Origin of the sequence: Streptomyces pratensis (assembly GCF_016804005.1) — a bacterium.
Taxonomy (GTDB): Bacteria; Actinomycetota; Actinomycetes; order Streptomycetales; family Streptomycetaceae; genus Streptomyces; species Streptomyces pratensis_A.
The window spans coordinates 633,317-656,834 of sequence record NZ_CP051486.1; the positions used below are offsets into that span (position 1 = coordinate 633,317).

The 23,518-nt window shown below is 72.6% G+C and carries 20 protein-coding genes; 14 read left to right on the plus strand and 6 right to left on the minus strand.

Features of this window, described 5'->3' with window-relative positions:
- Positions 1 to 4 precede the first annotated feature (4 nt).
- The 7 genes from HED23_RS02775 (at position 5) to HED23_RS02805 (ending at position 7,101) form a co-directional block, all read left to right on the plus strand.
- Positions 5 to 2,092 (plus strand): acetyl/propionyl/methylcrotonyl-CoA carboxylase subunit alpha, encoded by a 2,088-nt coding sequence (locus HED23_RS02775; RefSeq protein ID WP_203181852.1) that lies wholly within the window; start codon positions 5 to 7, stop codon positions 2,090 to 2,092.
- Positions 2,089 to 3,258 (plus strand): acyl-CoA dehydrogenase family protein, encoded by a 1,170-nt coding sequence (locus HED23_RS02780; protein ID WP_203181853.1) that lies wholly within the window; start codon positions 2,089 to 2,091, stop codon positions 3,256 to 3,258. Before HED23_RS02775 ends, HED23_RS02780 begins: the two co-directional genes overlap by 4 nt.
- Positions 3,259 to 3,339: 81 nt before the next feature.
- Positions 3,340 to 4,917: a 4-coumarate--CoA ligase family protein gene (locus HED23_RS02785; RefSeq protein WP_203181854.1), complete on the plus strand. Its 1,578-nt coding sequence runs from the start codon at positions 3,340 to 3,342 to the stop codon at positions 4,915 to 4,917.
- Positions 4,914 to 5,648, plus strand: coding sequence for an enoyl-CoA hydratase family protein (locus HED23_RS02790; protein ID WP_203181855.1), 735 nt, complete (start codon positions 4,914 to 4,916; stop codon positions 5,646 to 5,648). The genes HED23_RS02785 and HED23_RS02790 overlap by 4 nt, the downstream gene beginning before the upstream one ends.
- Positions 5,636 to 6,214 (plus strand): TetR/AcrR family transcriptional regulator, encoded by a 579-nt coding sequence (locus HED23_RS02795; RefSeq protein ID WP_203181856.1) that lies wholly within the window; start codon positions 5,636 to 5,638, stop codon positions 6,212 to 6,214. Before HED23_RS02790 ends, HED23_RS02795 begins: the two co-directional genes overlap by 13 nt.
- A gap of 90 nt (positions 6,215 to 6,304) precedes the next feature.
- On the plus strand, positions 6,305 to 6,751 hold the full coding sequence (locus tag HED23_RS02800; protein WP_203181857.1) for an SRPBCC domain-containing protein: 447 nt from the start codon (positions 6,305 to 6,307) through the stop codon (positions 6,749 to 6,751).
- Positions 6,748 to 7,101: an ArsR/SmtB family transcription factor gene (locus tag HED23_RS02805; protein WP_274382992.1), complete on the plus strand. Its 354-nt coding sequence runs from the start codon at positions 6,748 to 6,750 to the stop codon at positions 7,099 to 7,101. Before HED23_RS02800 ends, HED23_RS02805 begins: the two co-directional genes overlap by 4 nt.
- A 36-nt stretch (positions 7,102 to 7,137) precedes the next feature.
- Here HED23_RS02805 and HED23_RS02810 read toward each other — a convergent pair whose 3' ends face one another.
- The gene (locus HED23_RS02810) at positions 7,138 to 8,247 is read right to left on the minus strand and encodes a citrate synthase 2 (RefSeq protein WP_203181858.1); all 1,110 of its coding nucleotides are present in this window, start codon (positions 8,245 to 8,247) and stop codon (positions 7,138 to 7,140) included.
- Positions 8,248 to 8,505: 258 nt separating this feature from the next.
- On the opposite strand from HED23_RS02810, the gene pdxH reads away from it, so the two are divergent.
- Complete coding sequence (gene pdxH, locus HED23_RS02815) at positions 8,506 to 9,138, plus strand: pyridoxamine 5'-phosphate oxidase (RefSeq protein ID WP_203187335.1); 633 nt, start codon at positions 8,506 to 8,508, stop codon at positions 9,136 to 9,138.
- A gap of 4 nt (positions 9,139 to 9,142) precedes the next feature.
- Here the strand turns inward: pdxH and HED23_RS02820 are convergent, their stop codons facing one another.
- A complete protein-coding gene (locus tag HED23_RS02820) occupies positions 9,143 to 9,751 on the minus strand; it encodes a TetR/AcrR family transcriptional regulator (RefSeq protein WP_203181859.1) in 609 nt (202 codons plus the stop codon).
- A gap of 101 nt (positions 9,752 to 9,852) precedes the next feature.
- On the opposite strand from HED23_RS02820, the gene HED23_RS02825 reads away from it, so the two are divergent.
- Together HED23_RS02825 and HED23_RS02830 are read left to right on the plus strand one after the other, a co-directional pair.
- Positions 9,853 to 10,638 (plus strand): SDR family oxidoreductase, encoded by a 786-nt coding sequence (locus HED23_RS02825; protein ID WP_203181860.1) that lies wholly within the window; start codon positions 9,853 to 9,855, stop codon positions 10,636 to 10,638.
- A gap of 683 nt (positions 10,639 to 11,321) precedes the next feature.
- A complete protein-coding gene (locus HED23_RS02830; protein WP_203181861.1) occupies positions 11,322 to 12,680 on the plus strand; it encodes a PAS domain-containing protein in 1,359 nt (452 codons plus the stop codon).
- A gap of 145 nt (positions 12,681 to 12,825) precedes the next feature.
- Here HED23_RS02830 and HED23_RS02835 read toward each other — a convergent pair whose 3' ends face one another.
- The gene (locus tag HED23_RS02835; RefSeq protein ID WP_203181862.1) at positions 12,826 to 13,581 is read right to left on the minus strand and encodes an SIS domain-containing protein; all 756 of its coding nucleotides are present in this window, start codon (positions 13,579 to 13,581) and stop codon (positions 12,826 to 12,828) included.
- 208 nt (positions 13,582 to 13,789) lie between these two features.
- On the opposite strand from HED23_RS02835, the gene HED23_RS02840 reads away from it, so the two are divergent.
- Together HED23_RS02840 and HED23_RS02845 are read left to right on the plus strand one after the other, a co-directional pair.
- Positions 13,790 to 14,482, plus strand: a complete 693-nt coding sequence (locus tag HED23_RS02840; protein ID WP_203181863.1) for a metal-dependent transcriptional regulator — start codon at positions 13,790 to 13,792, stop codon at positions 14,480 to 14,482.
- 854 nt (positions 14,483 to 15,336) lie between these two features.
- Complete coding sequence (locus tag HED23_RS02845) at positions 15,337 to 16,230, plus strand: alpha/beta fold hydrolase (RefSeq protein WP_203187336.1); 894 nt, start codon at positions 15,337 to 15,339, stop codon at positions 16,228 to 16,230.
- Positions 16,231 to 16,906: 676 nt separating this feature from the next.
- Here the strand turns inward: HED23_RS02845 and HED23_RS02850 are convergent.
- From HED23_RS02850 to HED23_RS02860, 3 genes are read right to left on the minus strand one after another with little or no spacing between them, the layout of a single operon-like run.
- Entirely contained in the window at positions 16,907 to 18,550 is a 1,644-nt protein-coding gene (locus HED23_RS02850; RefSeq protein WP_203181864.1) for a transporter, read from the minus strand.
- Complete coding sequence (locus HED23_RS02855; RefSeq protein WP_386470475.1) at positions 18,547 to 19,371, minus strand: ABC transporter ATP-binding protein; 825 nt, start codon at positions 19,369 to 19,371, stop codon at positions 18,547 to 18,549. The genes HED23_RS02850 and HED23_RS02855 overlap by 4 nt, the downstream gene beginning before the upstream one ends.
- 38 nt (positions 19,372 to 19,409) lie before the next feature.
- On the minus strand, positions 19,410 to 20,087 hold the full coding sequence (locus HED23_RS02860) for a bifunctional DNA primase/polymerase (RefSeq protein ID WP_203181865.1): 678 nt from the start codon (positions 20,085 to 20,087) through the stop codon (positions 19,410 to 19,412).
- A gap of 255 nt (positions 20,088 to 20,342) precedes the next feature.
- On the opposite strand from HED23_RS02860, the gene HED23_RS02865 reads away from it, so the two are divergent.
- Together HED23_RS02865 and HED23_RS02870 are read left to right on the plus strand one after the other, a co-directional pair.
- Positions 20,343 to 21,725 carry a transcriptional regulator gene (locus HED23_RS02865; RefSeq protein WP_203181866.1) on the plus strand — a complete coding sequence of 461 codons (1,383 nt, stop codon included), beginning with the start codon at positions 20,343 to 20,345 and terminating at the stop codon, positions 21,723 to 21,725.
- Between the two features lie 160 nt (positions 21,726 to 21,885).
- On the plus strand, positions 21,886 to 23,430 hold the full coding sequence (locus tag HED23_RS02870; protein WP_203181867.1) for a hypothetical protein: 1,545 nt from the start codon (positions 21,886 to 21,888) through the stop codon (positions 23,428 to 23,430).
- Positions 23,431 to 23,518: the final 88 nt, after the last annotated feature.

Consider the following 23,518-nt stretch of genomic DNA (forward strand, 5'->3'; position numbering starts at 1 on the left):
TCGGATGATCACCGCACTACTTGTCGCCAACCGGGGCGAGATCGCCTGCCGGATCTTCCGCACCTGCCGTGAGCTGGGCATCTCCACCGTCGCCGTGTACTCCGACGCGGACGCCGGCGCCCTGCACGTACGGGAGGCCGACACCGCCGTGCGCCTGCCGGGTGCCGCGCCGGCCGAGACGTATCTGCGCGGCGACCTCGTCGTCGCCGCCGCGCTCGCGGCCGGCGCCGACGCCGTGCACCCCGGGTACGGCTTCCTCTCGGAGAACGCCGGGTTCGCCCGCGCCGTGCAGGACGCGGGCCTCGTCTGGGTCGGACCGCCGGTCAAGGCCGTCGAGCTGATGGCGTCCAAGACCAGGGCCAAGGAACTGATGGCCGCCGCGGGCGTGCCGCTCCTGGCCCCCGTCGAACCGGGGAGCGCCACCGTCTCCGACCTGCCCCTGCTGCTGAAGGCGGCGGCGGGCGGCGGCGGACGCGGGATGCGGATCGTGCGGGACCTGGCCGCGCTGCCCCAGGAGCTGACCGCCGCGTCCGCCGAGGCGGCGAGCGCCTTCGGGGACGGCGAGGTCTTCGCCGAGCCGTACGTCGAGCGGGGCCGGCACGTCGAGGTCCAGATCATGGCGGACGGCCACGGCACGGTCTGGGCGCTCGGCACCCGCGACTGCTCCCTCCAGCGGCGCCACCAGAAGGTCATCGAGGAGGCCCCCGCGCCGGGCCTCGACGAGGCGCTGCGCGGGCGGCTCCACGACGCGGCGGTCGCCGCGTCGCAGGCGGTGGGCTACCGGGGAGCGGGGACCGTCGAGTTCCTCGTGTCTGTCGAAGGGCGCCCGTACTTCCTGGAGATGAACACCCGGCTCCAGGTCGAACACCCCGTCACGGAGGCGGTGTTCGGCCTCGACCTCGTCGCTCTCCAGCTGCGGATCGCGGAGGGCGGGCCCCTGCCCGCCGCCGTGCCCCCGGAGCCGTCCGGACACGCCGTCGAGGCCCGGCTGTACGCCGAGGACCCGGCGCGTGACTGGCAGCCGCAGACCGGAGCACTGCTCACGCTCGATGTGCCCGACGAACCCGGCGTCCGTCTCGACACCGGATACACCGGCGGCGACACCATCGGCGTGCACTACGACCCGATGCTCGCCAAGGTCATCGCCCACGCCCCCACCCGTACAGAAGCCGTCCGGCTCCTCGCCCGCGCCCTCGAACGCGCCCGCATCCACGGCCCGGTCACCAACCGCGAGCTCCTCGTACGCTCCCTGCGCCACCCGGACTTCACGGCGGGAGCCGTCGACACCGGCTTCTACGACCGGCACCTGGCCGCCCTGACGGCGACCGGGACCCCGGGCGAGGACGCCGCCCGCCGTCTCGCCGCGACCGCCGCCGCGCTCGCCTCGGCCGCAGGCACCGCCTCGGCCGCGGGTGCCGCTCCGGCCGTGAGCGGATCGGGCCCCGCCCGCTTCGGCGCCTGGCGCAACCTCGCCTCGCAGCCGCAGATCAAGCGCTACCGCGCCGAGCCCGGCGGCACCGAGCACGAGATCGCCTACCGCACGGGCCGCGACGGCACCCCCGCCCCCGAGACCGGCGAGCGCGTCCTCACCGCCCGGCCCGGCGCGGTCGTCCTCGAAACCGGAGGTGTCACGCGGCACTTCGGCGTCACGGCCGACGGCGACCGGGTCCACGTGGACACGGCCGCGGGCGCGTACACCTTCACCGCCCTGCCCCGCTTCACCGACCCCGCCGAACGCACCGAACCCGGGTCCCTGCTGGCCCCCATGCCCGGCACCGTCGTCCGACTCGCCGACGGACTCGCCCCGGGCGCGGCCGTCGAGGCCGGGCAGCCGCTCATCTGGCTGGAGGCGATGAAGATGGAACACCGCATCCTCGCCCCCGCCTCCGGCACCCTCACCGCGCTCCACGCCGCCCCCGGACTCCAGGTCGAGGTCGGCGCTCTGCTCGCCGTCGTACAGGACGCATCCGCCGCGGCGCCCGTTGCCGCACCGGCGCACGCATCCGCCGCGGCGCACGCATCCGCCGCGGCGCCGGCTGCCGCACCGGCGCACGCATCCGCACCCGCGCACCAGGAGGAGACGACCTCATGAGCACCGTCCTCGAAACCGAAGAGCAGAAGGCCCTCCGCGCCGCCGTCGCCGCCCTCGGGAAGCGCTTCGGCCGGGACTACAGCACCGGCCTGGCCCGTAAGGGGGAGCACCCCCGCGAACTGTGGTCGGAGGCGGGCAAGCTCGGCTACCTCGGCGTCAACCTCCCCGAGGAGTACGGCGGCGGGGGAGGCGGCATGGCCGAGCTCTCCATCGTCCTGGAGGAGCTGGGAGCCGCCGGCAGCCCGCTCCTCATGATGGTCGTCTCCCCGGCGATCTGCGGCACCGTCATCGCCCGCTTCGGCACCGAGGCCCAGAAGCGGGCCTGGCTCCCCGGCCTCTCCGACGGTTCCCTGACCATGTCGTTCGGCATCACCGAGCCCGACGCCGGTTCCAACTCGCACCGCATCACCACCACGGCACGCCGCGACGGTGAGGGAGGCTGGATCCTCAGCGGCCGCAAGGTCTTCATCTCCGGCGTCGACATCTCCGACGCCACACTGATCGTCGGCCGCACCGAGGACGCCAGGTCCGGCAGCCTCAAGCCCTGCCTCTTCATCGTCCCGCGCGAGACCCCCGGCTTCACACGCAGTCACATCGAAATGGAACTGCAGGCCGCCGAGAAGCAGTTCGAGCTGGTCCTCGACGACGTACGGCTGCCTGCGGACGCGCTCGTCGGTGAGGAGGCGGACACCGGACTGCTCCAGCTCTTCGCCGGACTGAACCCGGAGCGCATCATGGGCGCCGCCTTCTCCATCGGCATGGGCCGATACGCCCTCGAACGGGCCGTGGACTACGCGAGGACCCGCACCGTCTGGAAGGGCGCGGCCATCGGCGCCCACCAGGCCATCGCCCATCCGCTCGCCCAGGCGCACATCGAGCTGGAACTCTCCCGGCTGATGATGCAGAAGGCCGCGAAGCTCTACGACGACGGCGACGACATCGGCGCGGGAGAGGCCGCCAACATGGCGAAGTACGCCGCCGCCGAAGCCTGCGTCAGGGCCGTCGACCAGGCGGTCCACACCCTCGGCGGGAACGGGCTGACCCGCGAGTACGGGCTCGCCTCACTGATCACGGCCGCGCGTGTCTCCCGTATCGCGCCCGTCAGCCGGGAAATGATCCTGAACTACGTCTCCCACCAGACCCTGGGCCTCCCGAAGTCGTACTGACGCCTCGGCGACGTCACAGGTCTCCCCATCCGCCCCGGCAGGGGCGATTCTGGCTCTCCACCCGCGTCGAAGGGGACCGCCATGGTGTTCCACAGCGAGTACGCAGACGTCCAGCCCCTCGAAACACCCATCCACGAAGCGGTCCTCGGCAACGCCGCGGACTTCGGTGACACACCCGCGCTGATCGACGGCACCAACGGGATGACCGTCACCTACGGCCAGCTCGACTCCTTCCACCGCCGCGTCGCCGCCCACCTCGCCGCGGCGGGTCTGCGCAAGGGTGACGTCCTCGCCCTGCACAGCCCCAACACCATCGCCTACCCGGCCGTCTTCTACGGGGCGACCCGGGCCGGCGCCACCGTCACCACCATCCACCCGCTCGCCACCCCGGAGGAGTTCGCCAAACAGCTCAAGGACTCCGACGCCCGCTGGATCGTCACGGTGTCCCCGCTCCTCGACGTCGCCCGCAGGGCGGCCGAACTGGCCGGCGGCATCGAGGAGATCTACGTCTGCGACCAGGCCGAGGGCCACACCTCCGTACTCGACATGCTCGGCTCGACCGCCCCGGAACCCGACGTCGCGTTCGACCCGGCGGAGGACATCGCCGTACTCCCGTACTCCTCCGGTACCACCGGCACCCCCAAGGGCGTCATGCTCACCCATCGCTCCATCGCCACCAACCTGGAGCAGCTGCGGCCCTTCGTCCCTCTCGGCGAGCGCGACCGGATCCTGGCGGTGCTGCCCTTCTTCCACATCTACGGGCTGACCGCCCTCATGAACGGGCCGCTGCGCTACGGCGCCACGGTCGTGGTGCTGCCACGTTTCGACCTCGCACAGTTCCTCCGGACTATCCAGGACCACCGCATCACCGGCCTGTACGTCGCCCCGCCCATCGTCCTGGCCCTCGCCAAGCACCCGCTCGTCGGCGACTACGACCTCTCGTCGCTGGAGTACGTCGTCAGCGCCGCCGCTCCCCTGGACGCCGGACTCGCGGCAGCCTGCTCCGCCCGTCTCGGCGTGCCCGCCGTACGGCAGGCCTACGGGATGACGGAGCTCTCGCCCGGCACCCACGTCGTGCCCCTCGACGCCGAGAACCCGCCGCCGGGCACCGTCGGAAAGCTGCTGCCCGCCACGGAGATGCGGATCGTCTCGCTCACCGACCCCGGCATCGACGTCGGCACCGGCACGGACGGCGAGATCCTCATCCGCGGCCCCCAGGTGATGAAGGGCTACCTCGGCCGCCCCGACGCCACCGACGCGATGATCGACCCCGACGGCTGGCTGCACACCGGGGACGTCGGACGCGTGGACACCGAAGGCTGGCTGTACGTCGTCGACCGGGTCAAGGAACTCATCAAGTACAAGGGCTACCAGGTCGCCCCCGCCGACCTGGAGGCCCTCCTCCTGACCCACCCCTCGATCGCCGACGCCGCGGTCATCGGGGTGTACGACACCGACGGCAACGAGGTCCCCAAGGCCTACCTGGTCCGCGGGCCCGGCGCCGGGGACCTCACGGAGGACGACGTCATCGCCTACGTCGCCGAGCGCGTCTCCCCGTACAAGAAGGTCAGACAGGCCGAGTTCATCGACGCCGTACCGCGCGCGGTGTCCGGCAAGATCCTGCGGCGCGAGCTGCGCGACCGGGAGAAGCAGCGATGACCCTGGCACCCCCCGCGCACGACCGTGGCATCACCACGCTCACCCTCGACTCGCCCGCCAACCGCAACGCGCTCTCCGCGCGCCTGGTCGGCGAGCTGTCCGGGGCCCTGGCGGGATGCGCGGCCGACGACTCCGTGCGGGCCGTCGTCCTCACCCACACAGGCAGCACCTTCTGTGCCGGCGCCGACCTGACCGCCCCACCCGAACCGGCCGCGTTCGTCGCCCTGATGCGGACGATCGTCGCCCTGCCCAAGCCCGTCGTCGCCCGGGTCACCGGGCACGTCAGGGCCGGCGGCCTCGGGCTGCTCGGAGCGTGCGACATCTCCGTGGCGGGCCCCGGGTCCTCGTACGCCCTCACCGAGTCCCGCCTGGGCCTCGCCCCCGCCGTGATCTCGCTGCCCCTGCTGCCCCGCCTGGACCCGCGCGCCGCGGCCCGTTACTACCTCACCGGGGAACGCTTCGACGCGGCGGAAGCGGTCCGCATCGGTCTGGTGAGCGTCGCCGGCGATGATGCGGACAAGGCGCTCGAACCGGTACTGGACGGACTGCGCAGAGCGTCACCACAGGGGCTGGCGGCATCGAAGGAGCTGGTCACGGCTACTGTGCTGCGGAGTTTCGACAGTCACGCCGAAGACCTCATCGCCCGCTCCGCGGCGCTCTTCGCCTCCGACGCGGCACGGGAGGGGATGACGGCCTTCCTGGAACGACGGGATCCCGCATGGGTGCTGTGACGCCCCCGAAGCAGGACAGGAGCCGCGCCACCCGGCAGCGGCTCCTGGCGTCGGCGGTCGCCTGCCTCGCCGAACGAGGCTGGGCAGGCTCCACCGTCTCCGTCGTCGCCGAACACGCCGGGGTCTCGCGGGGCGCCGCCCAGCACCACTTCCCCACCAGGGAGGACCTGTTCACCGGCGCCGTCGAGTACGTCGCGGAGGAACGCTCGGCCGCCCTGCGCGCCCTGCCCGTCCAGGACCGTACGGCGGTCGTCGCGGCCCTGGTCGACCTCTACACGGGACCGCTCTTCCGCGCGGCCCTCCAGCTCTGGGTCGCCGCCTCGAACGAAGCCCAACTGAGGCCCCGGGTCACCGAACTCGAAGCCCGGGTCGGCCGTGAGAGCCACCGGATCGCCGTGGAACTCCTCGGCGCCGACGAGAACCGTCCCGGAGTCCGCGAAACGGTCCAGGGCCTCCTCGACATGGCCCGCGGCCTGGGTCTCGCCAACGTCCTCACCGATGACACGGCACGGCGGGAGAGGGTCGTCGCGCAGTGGGCGGCCCTCGTGGACGAGGCACTGGGCTGACAAAGCGCAACCTGTGGGTTGCTCCTCGCCGGTGTCCGTGCAACCCTGGGGTTGCACTGAATTCATCGGCGTGAGCGAAGGAGCCTTCCCGTGAACGAGGACCGGATCGAACGCGAAACCCTGATCGCGGCTTCCCAGGAGCGGGTCTGGTCCCTGGTGACCCAGCCCGGATTCTGGGTCGCCGAAGAGACGACCCCGCTCGGCCACGTGGCCGAGGAGGGCGAGACGACGGTGATCACGAACGCCGAGTACGGCGACTTCCCCGTGCGCGTGGAGAAGGTCGAGCCGCTGACGTACGTGGCGTACCGCTGGGCCAGCGCCTTCCCCGGCGAGGGGCTGGGCGAGGGCAACAGCACTCTCGTGGAGTTCACCCTGGTGCCGGAGGGCGGGTCGACGCGCCTGCGCGTCGTGGAGAGCGGTTTCGCGGCCCTGGCGGGGTCCGACGAACTCCGCACCAAGGCGGTGGAGGACAACACCGGCGGCTGGCCGCAGGTGCTCGAAGCGCTCAGGACGCGCGCCGAAGGGGAGCGGGTGTGACGGACGGGCACCACGAGCCCGCCGAGGACGTCGACGGCGTCCTCGGCGCGCTGGCCGACCCGATGCGGCGCCGGATACTCGACCTGCTCGCGGCGCGGGGGGAGGCCACCGCGACGACACTCGCCGGAGCGCTGCCCGTCTCGCGTCAGGCGGTGGTCAAACACCTCACCGTCCTGGACGCCGCCGGACTCGTCTCCGGCCGGAGGGCGGGACGCGAGGTGCGGTACGCGGTGCGGCCCGCCGCGCTGGACGCCACGGCGCGGTGGATGACCGTGCTCGCCGGCGAGTGGGACCGGCGCCTCGACCGCCTCAGGCGCACGGCCGAGGCGGCGGAGCGGGACGCGACCTGAGGTGCGTGCCCGGTCCGGCGCCCGGGCGGCCCCAGGTCAGTTGTTGAGGTCCGCGAGCTGGTCGAACCCGTCGATCGAGCGTGGGTCGCGCGTGCCCGGGCCGATGTAGGTCGCGGAGGGGCGCACCAGGCGGCCCGTCCGCTTCTGCTCCAGGATGTGTGCCGACCAGCCCGCCGTGCGGGCGCAGCTGAACATGGACGTGAACATGTGTGCCGGGACCTCGGCGAAGTCCAGCACGATCGCCGCCCAGAACTCGACGTTCGTGGCCAGGACACGGTCCGGACGGCGGGCGTGGAGCTCCTCCAGCGCCGCCTTCTCCAGTGCCTCCGCCACCTCGAAGCGCGGGGCGGCCAGCTCGCGGGCCGTGCGGCGCAGGACGCGGGCCCGGGGGTCCTCGGCGCGGTAGACGCGGTGGCCGAATCCCATCAGGCGCTCGCCCTTGTCCAGCGCCTGCTTCACGTACGCCCGGGCGTCGCCGGTCCGCTCGATCTCCTCGATCATGCCGAGCACCCGGGACGGCGCCCCGCCGTGCAGGGGGCCGGACATCGCGCCCACCGCCCCGGACAGTGCCGCCGAGACGTCCGCGCCCGTCGACGCGATGACGCGGGCGGTGAACGTCGAGGCGTTCATCCCGTGTTCGGCGGCCGAAGTCCAGTAGGCGTCGACGGCCTTGACGTGCTTCGGGTCGGGCTCACCGCGCCAGCGGATCATGAACCGCTCGACGACGGACCCGGCCTTGTCGATCTCGCTCTGCGGGACCATCGGCAGCCCCTGGCCGCGGGCCGACTGGGCCACGTACGACAGGGCCATCACGGCCGCGCGCGCGAGGTCGTCGCGCGCCTGCTCGGCATCGATGTCGAGCAGCGGTTTCAGGCCCCACACCGGCGCGAGCATGGCGAGCGCGGACTGCACGTCGACGCGGATGTCGCCTGAGTGCACGGGGATCGGGAAGGGCTCGGCGGGCGGCAGACCGGGATTGAACGCCCCGTCCACCAGCAGACCCCAGACGTTGCCGAACGACACATGGCCGACGAGGTCCTCGATGTCGACGCCGCGGTAACGGAGCGAGCCGCCTTCCTTGTCGGGCTCGGCGATCTCCGTCTCGAACGCGACGACTCCTTCAAGTCCGGGTACGAAGTCGGACATCGGGCGGCTCCCTCGACTCGGCGGCTGTATGACGGCCACGAAGGCCTGTCCACGAATACTGGCGGGTTACCACGACGCGGGGAAGGGTGACGTCCGGCACAGCCTCCCGGCTCGCGGACCGGCGGTCGCGCCCCTTCCCGCGAGGAGCCCGGTCCGCTGCGGCAGGATGGCCCCGTGCCCACAGCTGATGCCACTCCGTCTTCCGCTTCCGCCTCCTCTCGCGCCCCGTCATCCGATTGGACCACCGATCCGGCCGCGATGCGCGAGCAGTACCGCTCCGAGGACTTCACCGAGAAGGATCTCGCCGCCGACCCCATGGACCAGTTCGCCCACTGGTTCCGCCAGGTCGCCGGGGGCGGCGCGCTCCACGAGCCGAACGCGATGGTGGTCTCCACCGCCGACCCCAGGGGACGGCCGTCCTCCCGGACGGTGCTGCTGAAGCACTACGACGACCGCGGTTTCGTCTTCTTCACCAACTACGGCTCCCGCAAGGGCCGGGAGCTGGCGTCGAACCCGTACGTCTCGCTGCTCTTCCCCTGGCACCCGCTCGCCCGCCAGGTCATCGTCACCGGCACCGCGGCCCGTGTCGGACGCGAGGAGACGGTCGCGTACTTCCGCACCCGCCCCCACGGCTCCCAGCTGGGTGCCTGGGCGAGCGACCAGTCGACGGTGGTCGGCTCCCGTGAGGAGCTGACCACCCGCTACGAGGAGCTCGCCGCCCGCTACCCGGAGGGCGAGAAGGTCCCCGCGCCGCCGCAGTGGGGCGGCTTCCGCGTCGTGCCGGACGCGATCGAATTCTGGCAGGGCCGGGAGAACCGGCTGCACGACCGGCTGAGGTACGTCCGGGAGAGCCCGGCCGACGCCTGGCGCGTGGAGCGGCTCTGCCCGTGACCCGTCAGCCCGCCTCCCCGCCGGACGGCCCGGGAGGCGGCGGCAGGAGGCGTACGAGACCGAGGAGGTCGGCCTCGGTGATCTCCTGGCCGAGGAACACCGTCCGGTACACGACGTAACCGATCCAGCTGTCCACGATCGCGTCGAGTGGCAGGCCCTCGGGCAGCCCGCCCCGGGCCACGCCGTTCCGCATCAGCAGCGCGGCGGGTTCCGCGTGGGCCTTGAGCAGGTCCCGCAGCTCGGCCCGCCCGGGCTCGCCGCGCTCGGTCAGCGCACCCGTCACGACACTGGGGTCGCCGAGCAGGGTCAGGGTCCGCACCAGGCCCCGCAGCCAGAGCAGCGCGTCCTCGCGTACGTCGCCCGTGTCGGGGGCGGGGCCCGGGGCGAGCCGGTCCGCGACCGCCTCCGTGATCACCGCCGCCTTGTTCGGCCACCAGCGGTAGACCGTCATCCGGGCCACCCCGGCCCGCGAGGCGATGCGGTCCATCGTGACGCCCTTGTAGCCGAGCTCGGCCACCAGCTCACGTGTGGCCGCCAGGACGGCCTCATGGGCCTCCGGGTCGCGGTGGGGGCCGCGGCGGGGGCGCGAGGCGGCGGGGCGGTCGTCGTCCATGGATCCTCCTGGGCCGCAGGATACGGGCACGGCGGAATATTTAGACTGTACGTACTGTCTAGTCTGGCGGAGTCAGTACATCTCAGCGTGGAGGTTCAGTCATGGAAGACCGGTTCAGCGGCAAGGTCGTCCTCATCACCGGCGGCGGCTCGGGTCTCGGCCGTTCGGCGGCCGTACGGGTCGCCTCCGAAGGCGCCAGGCTGGCGCTCGTGGACGTCAGCGAGCAGGGCCTCGCGGACACGGCGGCCGAGGTGGAGAAGGCCGCCCCCGGTGCGGAGGTCCTGCGGATCACCGCCGACGTCAGCTCCGAGGCCGACGCGCAGAGGTACGTCTCCGCCACGGTCGAGGCCTACGGGCGTATCGACGCCTTCTTCAACAACGCCGGCATCGAGGGCAAGCAGAACCTCACCCAGGACTTCGGCGCCGACGAGTTCGACCGCGTCGTCTCGGTGAACCTCCGTGGCGTCTTCCTCGGCCTCAAGTACGTGCTCCCGGTCATGAAGGGCCAGGGCTCCGGCTCCGTCGTGAACACGGCTTCCGTCGGCGGCATACGAGGCGTGGGCAACCAGTCCGGCTACGCGGCGGCCAAGCACGGCGTCGTCGGCCTCACCCGGAACTCCGGTGTGGAATACGGCCGGTTCGGCGTCTCCGTCAAGGCGATCGCCCCCGGCGCCATCATGACCCCGATGGTCGAGGCGTCGCTCAAGCAGATCGACGCGGACAACTGGGAGAAGGCCGGCGAGGCCTTCGTCAGCGTCAACCCGATGCGGCGCTTCGGCAGGCCGGAAGAGGTAGGCCACCTCGTCGCGTTCCTGCTGTCCGAGGAATCCGGCTTCATCAACGCCACGGTCATCCCGATCGACGGCGGTCAGTCCGAGCAGTACTGACGGCGGCGGGGCTCCCGGCCCCGGCACGCAGAAACCCGCAGGCTCTGGTCCCTCCTTGCGGAGGAGCCGGCCGGACTTACCGGCGAGCCTGCGGGTCGGTGACTGCTTGGGATTGGCCGGCGACCGGCCTGCACTGCAAAGAGCGCGACGACGGGCGTCAGCCCGCAGTCACCTCACGAGTCCGAAAAGAAATCACTTCCGGAACACCTCCTTTCGCGTGTGGTTCCACCATAGGAACCCTTCCGGCACGGGACAAGCGATTTATTCGTGGGACGAAGAACGGCGCCACGGGGAACAGCGGGGAAAAGGGCCTCCGGAAGTCTCCGGCGTACCGGGGACTCGTCGCTGAAGAAGGAAATGCGCAGGTCGCCGGTGCCGCCCGGGAATGCGGAGCTCGGCCCGACGGCGGATGCGGAGGATGCGTTCCGTATTCCCGGCGAAGGAACCGGCCCGGGGTTCCCCGGTGAGGGAACCCCGCCCCGGCTCCGCCGGGTGCCCGGTGCCGTCCGCCCGTCGGCGGCACCGGGAGCGACCGGAGTGACGACGGGCAGGAGCCCCTCCGCGCCCGCCCTGTGGAGCACTCCGGCCGACTGCGGCAGCGATTTTCCCGAACGTGCTGTGCTCTCCGCCAGGTTCGAGTTGAATGGGGGCCTGACGTGCGAAGACGTGCGGGGGTACGGGAGATGAGTCCTTCCAGCAGCAGCGGGACCACTGTCCCCGGCGATCCGGCCGGGCCCGAGGGTGCGGAGCTGCTCGCCGCGCTGCTCGACGGGATGGACGCCGCGCTCTGCGCGTTCGACGCGCACGGCACCATCACCCACTGGAACCGCGAGGCCGAACGGATCCTCGGCTGGACGGCCGCCGAGGCAGTCGGCCGGCGCGGCTTCGCGGGGTGGGCCGTGCGGAGCGCGGACGCGGGGGACGTGCAGGGGCGGCTGCTGGCAGCCATGGACGCACCGGGCCGCCAGGTCAACGAGTTCGCGCTGCTGCGCAAGGACGGCGGGCGCGTCCTCGTACGGACCCAGTCGTCGGGGGTGCGCGGCGAGGACGGCAAGCCCGCCGGGGTGTACTGCGCGTTCAGCGAGGTGCACGCGCATATCGACCTGGAACGGTCCATCGCGCTCAGCGAGGCCCTGTTCGAGGACGCGTCGTGGGGTGTGGTCGCGGTCGACGTCGACCTGCGCCCGACGGTGGTCAACGCGTACGCGGCCCGGGCGCTGGGAGGCGGTCGCACGACGCTGCTGGGACGCCCGCTGGGTGAGCTGATCGTGCAGGGCGTGGAGGATCTGGAGGGCGCGCTTCAGCACGTACTCGCCGAGGGCGCGCCGCCCGCCCCGGCGGAGCTGTGGGTGACCCTGCGGACCGCCGAGGGCGACCGGCGGCGCTGCTGGCGCAGCGGTTTCCTGAGGCTGGCCTCGCCGCTGGCGCAGGAACCGGTGCCGCTCGGGGTCGGCTGGCTGTTCCGGGACGTCACCGCGGCGAAGCTCGCGGAGCAGGAAGCGGACCGGGTGCGATTCCGGGCCAACCAGCTGCACAGGGCCGCCCGTCAGGCGGCGGAGTGCGAGGACCCGATGGAGGCGGCCACCACGTCGCTGGACTACGCCCTGGCCGGCTTCGCCGACCACGTGGTCGTCGACCTGCTCGCGGATCTGGCGGCGGGGGAGCGGCTCGTGCGGGCGGCGGCCACACCGGCCGAGGCGCCTGGGCCATGCCTCCCGGTCTCCGGTGGACCTCTCCCGGTCCGGTACGCGCCGGGGCACCCGGCCCTCCAGGCACTGGAGCGTACGGGTTCCGTCCGTGCCGCCGCGCCGGCGGGTGCGGGCGAGGTGTGGGCTGTGGAGCACCAGTGGCCGGGTGACTCGGTGCACGCCCTGTGCGCGGTGCTGCGGAGCCGGGGGCGGACGCTGGGTGTGGTGACCTTCCTGCGGGCGGCGAACCGCAGGGCGTTCGAGCGCCCCGACGTGATGTACGCGGAAAGTGTGGCGGTCCGGGTCGCCGCGGCCGTCGACCTGGCCCGTCTGACGGCCGAGCCGGGCGCCTGACGGGACCGAGGTGCCGCAGGGGGCCGCCGACGGATCCCGGCCCCGGGTCCCGTGCCGGATCCGATGCCCGCTCCGGCGCCTGGTTCGGTGCCTGGTTCGGTGCCGGACCCGGTGCCGGGTTCCGGCTGCCGTTCCAGCGCCGGGTTCAGTGCCGGTAGAAGATGCGGTCGCCGTACTCCCGCATCACGCGCCCGTTCCATTCGTGCCCGCCGTCGACGTTGCCCGAGCGCAGCAGCGGCGGTTCGGTCCCCCTGGCGACGAGCTCCTCCGCCGCGGTGGCCATCATCGCCTGCATCAGCGCGCTGGTGACGACGGTCGACGCGGGTGCGAACGGCGCGTCGACACCCTCCGCCCTCAGCTCCGCGTCGCCGATCGCGATCTTGCTGTCGAGCACGATGTCGCAGTGGTCCCGGAGGAATCCGCCCGAGACGTGCCGGGACTTGGTGCCCTTCGTGTACGCGACCGAGGTGACCCCGACGACCGTCAGGCCGAGCGCCCGCGCGTTCTGAGCCATTTCCACCGGCAGAGCGTTGCGCCCGGACAGGGAGATGATCACGAGGAGGTCGCCGGAACGGGCCGGGCTGGAGTCGAGCACGGCACTCGCGAGACCGTCCACCCGCTCCAGCGCCGAGCCGAGCGTCGCCGGCATGACGTCGACGCCGACGGTGCCGGGCACCGCGAGCAGGTTCATCAGGGCGAGGCCGCCTGCCCGGTAGACGACGTCCTGCGCGGCGAGCGAGGAGTGCCCGGCGCCGAAGGCGAAGAGCCGGCCGCCCGCGGCGACGGTGTCGGCGATCGCGGCCCCCGCGGCGGCGATCGCTCCGGACTCCTCGTCGCGCACCCGCTCCAGCAGGCCGATCGCTGCGTCGAAGAACTGACCGGCGAGCTTGCTGTCGCTCATCGAGGAGGCCTTTCCTGCGGGAATAGGGGACCCGTGCGGTGCCCGTGTCGCGGATCACGTTGCGGTCTGGACCAGTGGCCTGTCAATAGCGCTCCGGACCGGCTGCCGGACAGACTTCCGACGGCGGGACACGGTTGTCGGTGGTATGCGTCAGAATTGGTGCAGGGCCATCGCACGACGACTTCTGTCACAGCATCGAGGGGCACGTATGTCCGGACTGATCGACACCACGGAGATGTATCTCCGCACCATCTTCGAGCTCGAAGAGGAAGGCGTCGTCCCCATGCGCGCCCGGATCGCCGAACGGCTGGACCAGAGTGGTCCGACGGTCAGCCAGACGGTGGCGCGCATGGAGCGGGACGGGCTGGTCCAGGTCGCGGGTGACCGTCATCTGGAGCTGACCGAGGAGGGGCGCCGCCTGGCGACGCGCGTCATGCGCAAGCACCGGCTCGCCGAGTGCCTTCTGGTCGACGTCATCGGCCTGGAGTGGGAGCAGGTCCACGCCGAGGCGTGTCGCTGGGAACACGTGATGAGCGAGGCCGTGGAGCACCGCGTGCTGGAGCTGCTGCGGCACCCGACGGAGTCTCCGTACGGCAACCCGATCCCGGGTCTGGAGGAGCTGGGTGAGACCGGTGAGGCCGATCCGTTCCTGGACGAGGGCATGGTGAGCCTGGCCGAGCTCGACCCGGGCGCGGACGGCAAGACCGTGGTGGTGCGCCGGATCGGTGAGCCGATCCAGACCGACGCGCAGCTGATGTACACGCTTCGGCGTGCCGGCGTGCAGCCCGGGTCAGTCGTCAGCGTGACCGAGTCGGCCGGCGGGGTGCTGGTCGGCTCCAGTGGTGAGGCGGCCGAACTGGACTCGGACGTCGCCTCGCACGTGTTCGTCGCGAAGCGCTGAGCAGCACCTGCGCGTGCACCGGCACCGGACCGCAAGTGCAGGATCCGGTGCGGATGCACGTGCAGATGTGAACCGGTAAGCCCGCTTTCTGTTTTCCGCCCGGAATCGCAGCGCCCGGGCGAAACGCGTGCCAGGCTGTGGCCAGGCATATGACCTGAGGGCGCCGGCAGAGCCTGCCGGGCGGTTCGGGGAGGGAGCAGGGAATGCGCCCGTCGCACCGGCACGTGCACCGTGAGGTGACTGCCCGGCTTTCCGGCGCCCTCGCGCCTTCGGCCCTCTCCGCGGGCGGGCCAGGCGTTCGATCCGCTCCGGCGTGCCTCCGAGCCGCCCGGGTGAGCCGACGAGCGGCCCCGGCGGACCCCGGCCCCGCCCCGGCGGCCCGGCGAGCGGCCCCACCGGCCCCGGGACCGGCCCCGGACGGCCGTCCGGCGGTCTCGACGGGTGCGCGCAGCGCCCCGTCAGTGGTCGACAGCGCTCGCAACGTCCCGTCGGTGGTCGACAGCGCTCGCAACGTCCCGCCGATGGTCGGCAGAACCATTTCCGTGGTCCGCCGCGAGCGCGGACCCATGTGTTCCGGAACGGGGGAACGCCCCGGCGCCCGAAGGTGCCGGGGCCGGTCCTCCCCTTCGCTGACCTGGAGCCCCGAGCTCTCGAGGTCAGTCCCCGCGGACCCCTGTCCCCGAGTGGTCCGCTTCCCGGAGAAGGTCTCCCCTGAGGGGCCGTCACCAATCCTGAACCGCTGTCACTCGAACGTGGGAAGTTGCGAGCCGGAAGCGAGTTTTCGAATAAAGGTTCGATAGTCTGGCGCGCACGAACACACGGTGATCGAGGACCAGAAGGGGGTGCCAGAACCTATGGTGCGGCGCATCGATGTGACCGGGTCGGACGGCGTACGCCTCGCGGCCTGGGAGTTCGCGGATCCGCCCAAAGGGAGCGCGGAGGCGGGCCAGGCGCCCGGGATCTTAATGCTCCACGGCCTGATGGGACGGGCCGCGCACTGGGCCTCCACCGCCCGCTGGCTCTCCGAACGCCACCGCCCGGTCGGCCTCGACCAGCGAGGGCACGGGCGGAGCGCGAAGCCGGCCGAAGGCCCCTACACCCGCGACGCCTACGTCGCGGACGCCGAGGCCGCGATCGAACAGCTCGACCTCGGCCCCGTCACCCTCATCGGCCACTCGATGGGCGCGCTCACCGCCTGGCAGCTCGCCGCGAAGCGCCCCGATCTCGTCAAGGCGCTGATCATCTGCGACATGCGGGCCTCCGCACTCGGCGCGGCCTCGCAGCGCGAATGGGAGGACTGGTTCAATTCCTGGCCGGTCCCCTTCGCGACGCTCGCGGAGGTGCGGAAGTGGTTCGGCGAGGACGACCCCTGGGTCGAGCGGCCCAACCCCTCCCGCGGTGAGTTCTTCGCGGAGGTGATGGCCGAGAGCTCCGACGGCTGGCGGCCCGTCTTCTCGCAGGAACAGATGCTGACGTCCCGGGCCACCTGGGTCTACGACGCACACTGGGAGGAGCTGGCCCAGGTGTGGTGCCCCACCCTGGTCCTGCGCGGGATCGAAGGGGAGCTGGGCAGGGCCGAGGCCCAGGAGATGGTCCGCGTCCTGCCGCGCGGGCAGTACGCGGAGGTGGAGGACGCCGGCCATCTCGTCCACTACGACCGGCCGGAGGGCTGGCGCAGGGCCGTGGAGCCCTTCCTGGAGCAACTGGCCGAGGGATTCCGTGGCGACCGGGAGCCCGTGAGCCCCTGACCCAGGACGCCACGCCCGTGGCCCCGTCGGCCATGACGCCGGATGCTCGGCCCGGGGCCTTCGGTCTCTGATCCCCGATGCCCCGTGGGCCCGTCGGTTCTGGCGCTGGACGCCCGCCCGGGAGCCTGTCGGTCCCTGCGCTCCCTGATGCCCCGCGCTGTGGGCCCGGCCATGACGCCGGATGCTCGGCCCGGGGGTCTTCGGTCCCCGACGCCCCGATGCCTTGTGGGCCCGTCGGTTCTGGCGCTGGACGCCCGGCCGGGAGCCTGTCGGTCCCTGATCTCCGATGCATCGCCCCGTGGGCCCCTCGGCGCGGACGCCGGATGCTCGGCCCGGGGCCTTCGGTCTCTGATCCCCGATGCCCTGTGGGCCCGCCAGTTCTGGCGCTGGACGCCCGGCCCCGGGCCTGTCGGCTCTTGCTCCCCGATGCCCTGCCCCGCCGGCCCCGCCGGCCCCGTCGGCCCCGACGCAGGACGCCCCGCCCAGTGAGCCCATCGGCCCCTGATGCGGAGCGTCCTCGCCCAGCTCGCACGCCGTGCAGCCGCGCATCGTGCAAGCCCTCGGGCGCCGTAAGCCCGCACGCACTCGCAGCCCCTCGGCCCCGTCCCCGTGTGCAGGCCTCGCGGCCCGGTGGCCGAGTGCGGGCCCCTCAGCTCCAGCTGACGTGTGAGGCCCCTCAGCCCTTGCTGACCGCGGCCAGGATCTCCGGCAGCCGGTCCGCCGTACGCGGTGCCGCCAGCCGTACGCCGAGCCACCCGACGAAGGCCCCGTACACCGCGCCCACCGGCAGGACCAGCCACAGCAGATCCTGATGACCCGCCACGTGCAGCCAGACCGTCAGCCCGATCACGGGGCCGCTGATCACCGCGGCCGCGACCATGCCACCGAGGATGGAGATCCAGGCGAGCCCGGCCTGCCCCGGCACGACGTTCTTGAACGCCCCGTCCTGGGGAATCGAGTACGGGAACATCGCCGAGGCCAGCGCGCCGGTCGCCAGCATCGCGCCGAGAAGGGCGAACGACAGCCCCATGACGCCCGGCAGGGCCACCCAGTCCCCGAGCACCGCCGCCGTCACCACCGTCACCAGGACCGTGTACGGCAGGGTGATCAGCAGCAGGGCAAGGGCCCGCGCCCGTAGTTCGACGTAGGCGTCGCGGGCCGAGGAGACCGAAAGCGCCACCATCCAGAAGGCGGAGGTGTCCTGACCGAACTGGTTGTACATCTGCATGCCGAGCATTCCGGCCGCGAAGCACGCGAAGTAGACCGACCCGGATCCCTGCGCCGCGTTGAGCACCGGCACGATCAAGCCGATCGCCAGCGCCGTCACCCAGGACGCCTTGGTCTTCGGATCCCGCACGACGTACCGCAGACTCCGCTCCATCACCGTGCCCGTCCGCCCCTCCGGGAGCAGCGAGAAGAGCCCGGAGCGGTCCGTGCCCGACCGGCCGGCCGACGGTTCGGCGGCGGCGATCGTGGAGCCGTCCGGCGAAGTCATCAGCTTCACCAGGCTCCGCTGCCACAGCCGCATCAGTCCGGCCAGCGCGAGCGCCGAGATCAGCAGCTGCCCGAACGCCGCCACGTACGCACCGTCGGAGGCGGACCCGACCGCCCCCAGGGCCGAGGCCGGCGGCAGCCAGCGCACCACGTCCGCTACCGGTTCGAGCACCGACAGCCCGCCCGCCCGTCCCAGGTGCTGCGCGCCGAAGTTGACGAACTGGATGCCCACCGCGATCACCAGCCCGCTGAGCACCGCGAGGTCGCGGCCCTTGCGCGAGGTCAGCAGCCGGATGTTGGCCGTGACGACGGACCGCGCCAGCGCCGCGCAGACCAGCAGCGTCAGCGGCACCGCGATCACCCCGAACGCCACCGCGGCCGCGCCGTGCGCCACCGCGATCACCGAACCCAGGGCCAGGGTGACGGTGAAGAGCGGCCCGATGCCGATCAGTGACGCCACCAGCAGAGCCCGGATCAGCGGACGGGGCCGCAGCGGCAGCATCACCAGCCGGCTCGGGTCCAGGGTCTCGTCGCCGCTCGGGAAGTAGAGCGGCATGACCGCCCAGCCAAGGGCCACCACCGCGGTCAGCAGCACCGCCACCGTGCCCGCCTGCGCGTGCCCGCGGAGCGCGACCAGGCCGATCACCTGGCCCGCCGCGAGCAGCACGGTCACCACGAGGGACGCCACGTAGGCCGCCCGCCGCCCGGACGACTGGCGCAGTCCGTTGCGCAGCAGCGTCAGCTTGAGCCGTACGAAGACGGGAACGAGGCCCTGGCCGGGGACTGGCGGGACGGCGGAACCCGCCGGGGCGTCCAGCACCGTCATCGGGCACCGCCCAGCCAGTCCAGGGACTCCCCGGTGTCCCGGGCGCCGGCGCCGACCAGTTCGAGGAAGGCGCTTTGCAGGGAAGCGGCCTCGCCGCGTACTTCCGTCAGCGTGCCCTGGGCCCGGATCCGCCCCGCCGCCATGACGGCCACCCAGTCGCAGAGGGACTCTACGAGCTCCATCACATGGCTGGAGAAGACCACGGTCGCGCCGGAGCGCGTGTAGCGCTCGAGCACCCCTCGGATGGTCTGCGCCGACACCGGGTCGACCCCCTCGAACGGCTCGTCGAGGAAAAGGACTTCGGGGTTGTGCAGCAGGGCCGACGCCAGCCCGATCTTCTTGCGCATCCCGGTCGAGTAGTCCACGACCAGCTTGTGCTGTGACCCCGCGAGATCCAGGACGTCGAGCAGCTGGGTGGCACGCTTGTCCACCTCGGCGCCCGGGAGCCCTCGCAACCGCCCGGTGTATCCGAGGAGTTCACGCCCCGACAGCCGTTCGAAGAGCCGAAGGCCCTCCGGGAGCACCCCGATCCGGGACTTCACCTCGACCGGGTCCCGCCACACGTCGTGGCCCGCGACCTCGATCCGGCCCATGTCGGGCCTGAGCAGCCCGGTCACCATCGAGAGGGTCGTGGTCTTCCCCGCGCCGTTCGGTCCCACCAGGCCGACGAACTTGCCCGCGGGAAGCTCCAGGTCGATCCCGGCGACCGCGACCTGTTCCCCGAACCGCTTCCACAGCCCCTCCACCCGCACCGCGGGCGGTGGCGCCGGAGCCACACCCGTCATCTCCGTCCCGCCCGCACTGTCCGCCTGGTCCGGCATGGCACTGCCTTTCGATATCCCCACGTGTGGGGACCACCCTACGAAAGGCGGGCCCGGGAGTCTGCGGCCTCCCGGGCGCAGGCATAGGCGAGCGGACTGATCAGCTCGTCCGCGTCGGGCAGCCACAGGTTGGCCCTGGAGGGGCGGCGGGCCCACTGAACCGCGCCGCGCCCGGCCACCCGGGTGGGCGGCCCGGCCACGTAATCGCCCTCGCCGCGTCCCACCAGGCCGATCGCCCTGGAGTCCCAGCCCAGTTGCCGTACGAGCTCGGGGGCCTTGGCCGCGGCGCCCGGCAGGGCGAAGAACAGCATCCGGCGGTCCGGGGTGCGGGTCACCGGGCCGAGCGTGAGACCCATCCGCTCCATCCTGGCCAGCGCCAGGAATCCGGCTGACTCCGGCACGTCCAGGGCGTCGAAGGTCCGGCCGGCCGGCATGAGGACCGAGGACCCGGGCTGCCTCGACCACATCCGACGGGCCGCGGCGGCGCTGCCCGTCGCCTGGCCCGCCCAGTCCGGCCGGGCCGGGTGGGCTCCGGGGGCGGCGCAGGCGGCGTCACCGCACGAGCAGCGCTCCGTCCCCCCGACGGCCTCCAGCCAGGTGCCCGGGAACACGTCCCAGTGCCGCTCCTGGGCGTACCAGGCAGCGGCCTCGAGCAGTTGTGCACTTCGCTGTTGGGGGACCTGCGCGGCTTCCGTCACTCCGATGGGCTCTTCCACGCCCCACTCAACTACCGGCGCCACCTGGGGTTACGGGCGCACACGAGCCCTTCACGGCGGATCGATCCTGCATGCGGGGCGCACGGATGCACGGCCGGGGGCGCGCGGGAGGACGCGCGTCGATGTGCGGGTAACCCCTTGCAGGACTGTGCCAACTCACCGGCGCTCATACCCGATACAGATGAATATGCGCATTTCCTGTGCCGTGCCGGGCAGTGATGCGTTCACCGAATCACTGCGGTCCCAGGGGGAAATATGGCAGCCAGGCCTCTCGTCGCCCGCCAGCCGAACGAACGGCTCCAGACGCTCATCCAGGAGGCGGCGTGTTCCAACGCCGGCCTCGCACGCCGGGTCAACATGGTGGGGGCGGAGCGGGGGCTCGATCTCCGGTACGACAAGACCTCCGTGGCCCGCTGGCTGCGGGGACAGCAACCACGCGGCAGGGCGCCGGGAATCATCGCCGAGGCGATCGGGCGCAAACTCGGCCGCACGGTCACGATCGACGAGATCGGCATGGCCAACGGCAAGAGCCTGGCATCCGGAGTCGGTCTCCAGTTCGCGCCCACCGTGCTCGGCGCCATCGAGCAGGCCTGCGAGCTGTGGCGCAGCGACGTGGGGCGCCGCGACCTGCTGTCCGGATCGACGGTGGCCGCCTCCGCGCTGGTCGAGCCCAGCCGCGACTGGCTGATCACGGGCGCCGACCCGCAGGTGGCGCGGACGGCCGGCAGCCGGGTCGGCATGCCGGACGTGGCGGCGGTGCGGGCGATGACGGCCGCGCTCATCGACCTGGACCACCGCTTCGGAAGCGGGCATGTGCGGCCCGTTCTGGTGCATTACCTCAACAGCGTGGTGTCCGGGCTCCTTTCGGGCTCGTACCGCGAATCGGTCGGCCGCGAGCTCTTCGGCGCCGTCGCCAGACTCACCGAGCTCGCCGGGTACATGGCCGTCGACACCGGCCAGCCGGGGCTTGCCCAGCGGTACTACATCCAGGCGTTGCGCCTGGCCCAGGCCGCCGGCGATCGGGCGTACGGGGGCTATGTGCTGGCCGCGTCGATGAGCCATCTCGCGGCGCAGCTGGGCAACCCGCGCGAGATCGCCCAGCTGGCACGGGCCGCGCAGGAGGGAGCGAGGGGACGGGTGACTCCGCGGGCGGAGTCGATGTTCCACGCGGCGGAGGCCCGGGGCCACGCGCTGATGGGCGACGCGCGCACCTGCCAGATCGCGGCGGGCCGGGCGCTGGCGGCGCTGGAGCAGGCCGATCCGGAGAAGGGGGACGACCCCGACTGGATCACCCACTTCGACGCGGGATACCTCGCCGACGAACTGGCCCACTGCCACCGGGACCTCGGGCAGGCCGAGCCCGCGGCCCGCCGGGCGAAGGAGGCCCTGGCGGCCCTGCCGGAGTCCAGGACCCGGCGCCGGGGCATCGGACTGGTGCTGCTGGCCGCGGCGCAGGTGCAGCAGCGTGAGGTGGAGCAGGCCTGTCACACGGGGCTGCGGGCGATGGAGCTGCTGAGCACGGTGCGTTCCAGCCGGGGTGCCGAATATCTCGACGACCTCCAGCAGCGGTTCGAGCCTTACGCGGACGAGCCCGCGGTCAGGGAGTTCGGTGCCAGGCTGGAACTCCAGGCCGCCTGACCGGCGGCTCCGGCGAGTTGACCATGAACAGCGCCGTGGCCGCCGCAGGTGTTACCCGCTGTGTGAAGGGGTGGTGAGCGCCATCGGGTGCTTGGCGCCGGGCTCCGGGCACCCGGTAGCGTGAGCCGACGATTCCATAGGTTCACACGTAGGAGTCCCGGTGACGCAGAGCGGACAGGGTGACGAGCGGCAGCTTCCTGCTGTACGGCCCGCGCACGAAGGTGTCGTGCTGCCCGCGGAGGGTGGTGCCCCCTGGAACGCGGGGGGGCCGGCGGGCGGGCAGCCGGACCAGGCCGCCCCCGCCGGCGGGCAGCCGTGGGGCGGGCCCTGGGGGCCGCAGGCCGCGCACCAGGACGGCCCGCCACCGGGGCAGCTGCCACCGGAGCAGCACCAGCAGGGCGCCTACCAGCAGCACGGGCAGTACCAGGAGCCCTCGCAGCAGCAGCACGGGCAGTACCAGCAGCCCCCGCAGCAGCACGGGCAGTACCAGCAGCCCCCGCAGCAGCACGGGCAGTACCAGCAGCCCCCGCAGCAGCAGTACGCGCCCCAGCAGGACCCGTACCAGCAGCAGCCGTACGCCCAGCCACTGCCGCCCGAGGCGGCTCCCACCGGACAGGGCATGGGGCAGGGCGGGGACGCGGACGCCACGCAGTACATCGCGCCCGTCCCCGGCGGAGCCCTCCCCGGAGGGCTGCCGCCCGAGCGCCCGGCGGAGTCCACCCAGTACCTGGGCCGGTCCGCCGAACCCGGGCAGCCGTCCGACGCCGACGCGACCCAGTACATACCCCCGGTACCCGGCGGCGCCCCGTACGGAATCCGGCCCGGTGCCCCGGGCGACCGGCAGCCGCCCGCGGAGTTCGACAGCCTCTTCCGGAGCGAGGAGCCCGCGGGCGCCACGCAGCAGATGCCGCACTTCGCCGCACCCCAGCAGCAGCGGCCCCAGCAGCCGCAGCAGCCCCACCGGAACGCACAGGGCGGCCGGCCGCCCCAGCAGCAGGGCGCCCAGCCCTACGGGTCGGGCCTCCAGGACGGCTACGCGGGGCGGGACACGGACCAGGACGCCGGCGAGCCCCGCAGACGGTCCGCGGCCGTACCGCTCATCGCCGCCGTGGTCATCGGCTGCGCCGTCATCGGGCTCGGGGCCGGCGCCCTGATGAGCGGTGGCGACGACAGTCCGTCGGACGACAAGCAGCCGGTGGCGTCCGGCAGTTCACCGTCCGGTGAGGCGTCGGCCCAGGCGGCCGACCCCGCGAAGCCGCAGGCCGAGGAGCTCGACAAGCTGCTCGCGGACAGCAACAACAGCCGCTCGGCGGTGATCAGCGCGGTCGAGAAGATCAAGGGCTGCCGGGCGCTCGACCAGGCGGCCACCGATCTGACGGGCGCCGCCGCGCAGCGGCGGGACCTGGTGACCCGGCTCGAGGCGCTGAGTGTCGACCAGCTCCCCGGAAACGCCGAGCTCAAGGACTCCCTCACCAAGGCGTGGCAGGCGTCGGCGGAGGCCGACGACCACTACGCCACGTGGGCCGGCCAGGCCAAGAACGACAAGAAGGTCTGCAAGGGCGGCAAGGCCCGCTCGACCGAAGCGACCGCGCAGGCCGGCGCGTCGAGCAGTGACGCCACCATCCAGAAGCGCAAGGCATCTGGACTCTGGAACGAGATCGCGCGGAAGTACGGGCTGACCGAGCACGCTCCCACGCAGCTCTGACGCTGTGGCCTCCGGCTCCCGGTGCCACCGGGAGGCCGGCGGACGCGGGCCGGAGCCGCCCCGTCCATGGGGTGCAGTCGCCCTCCGA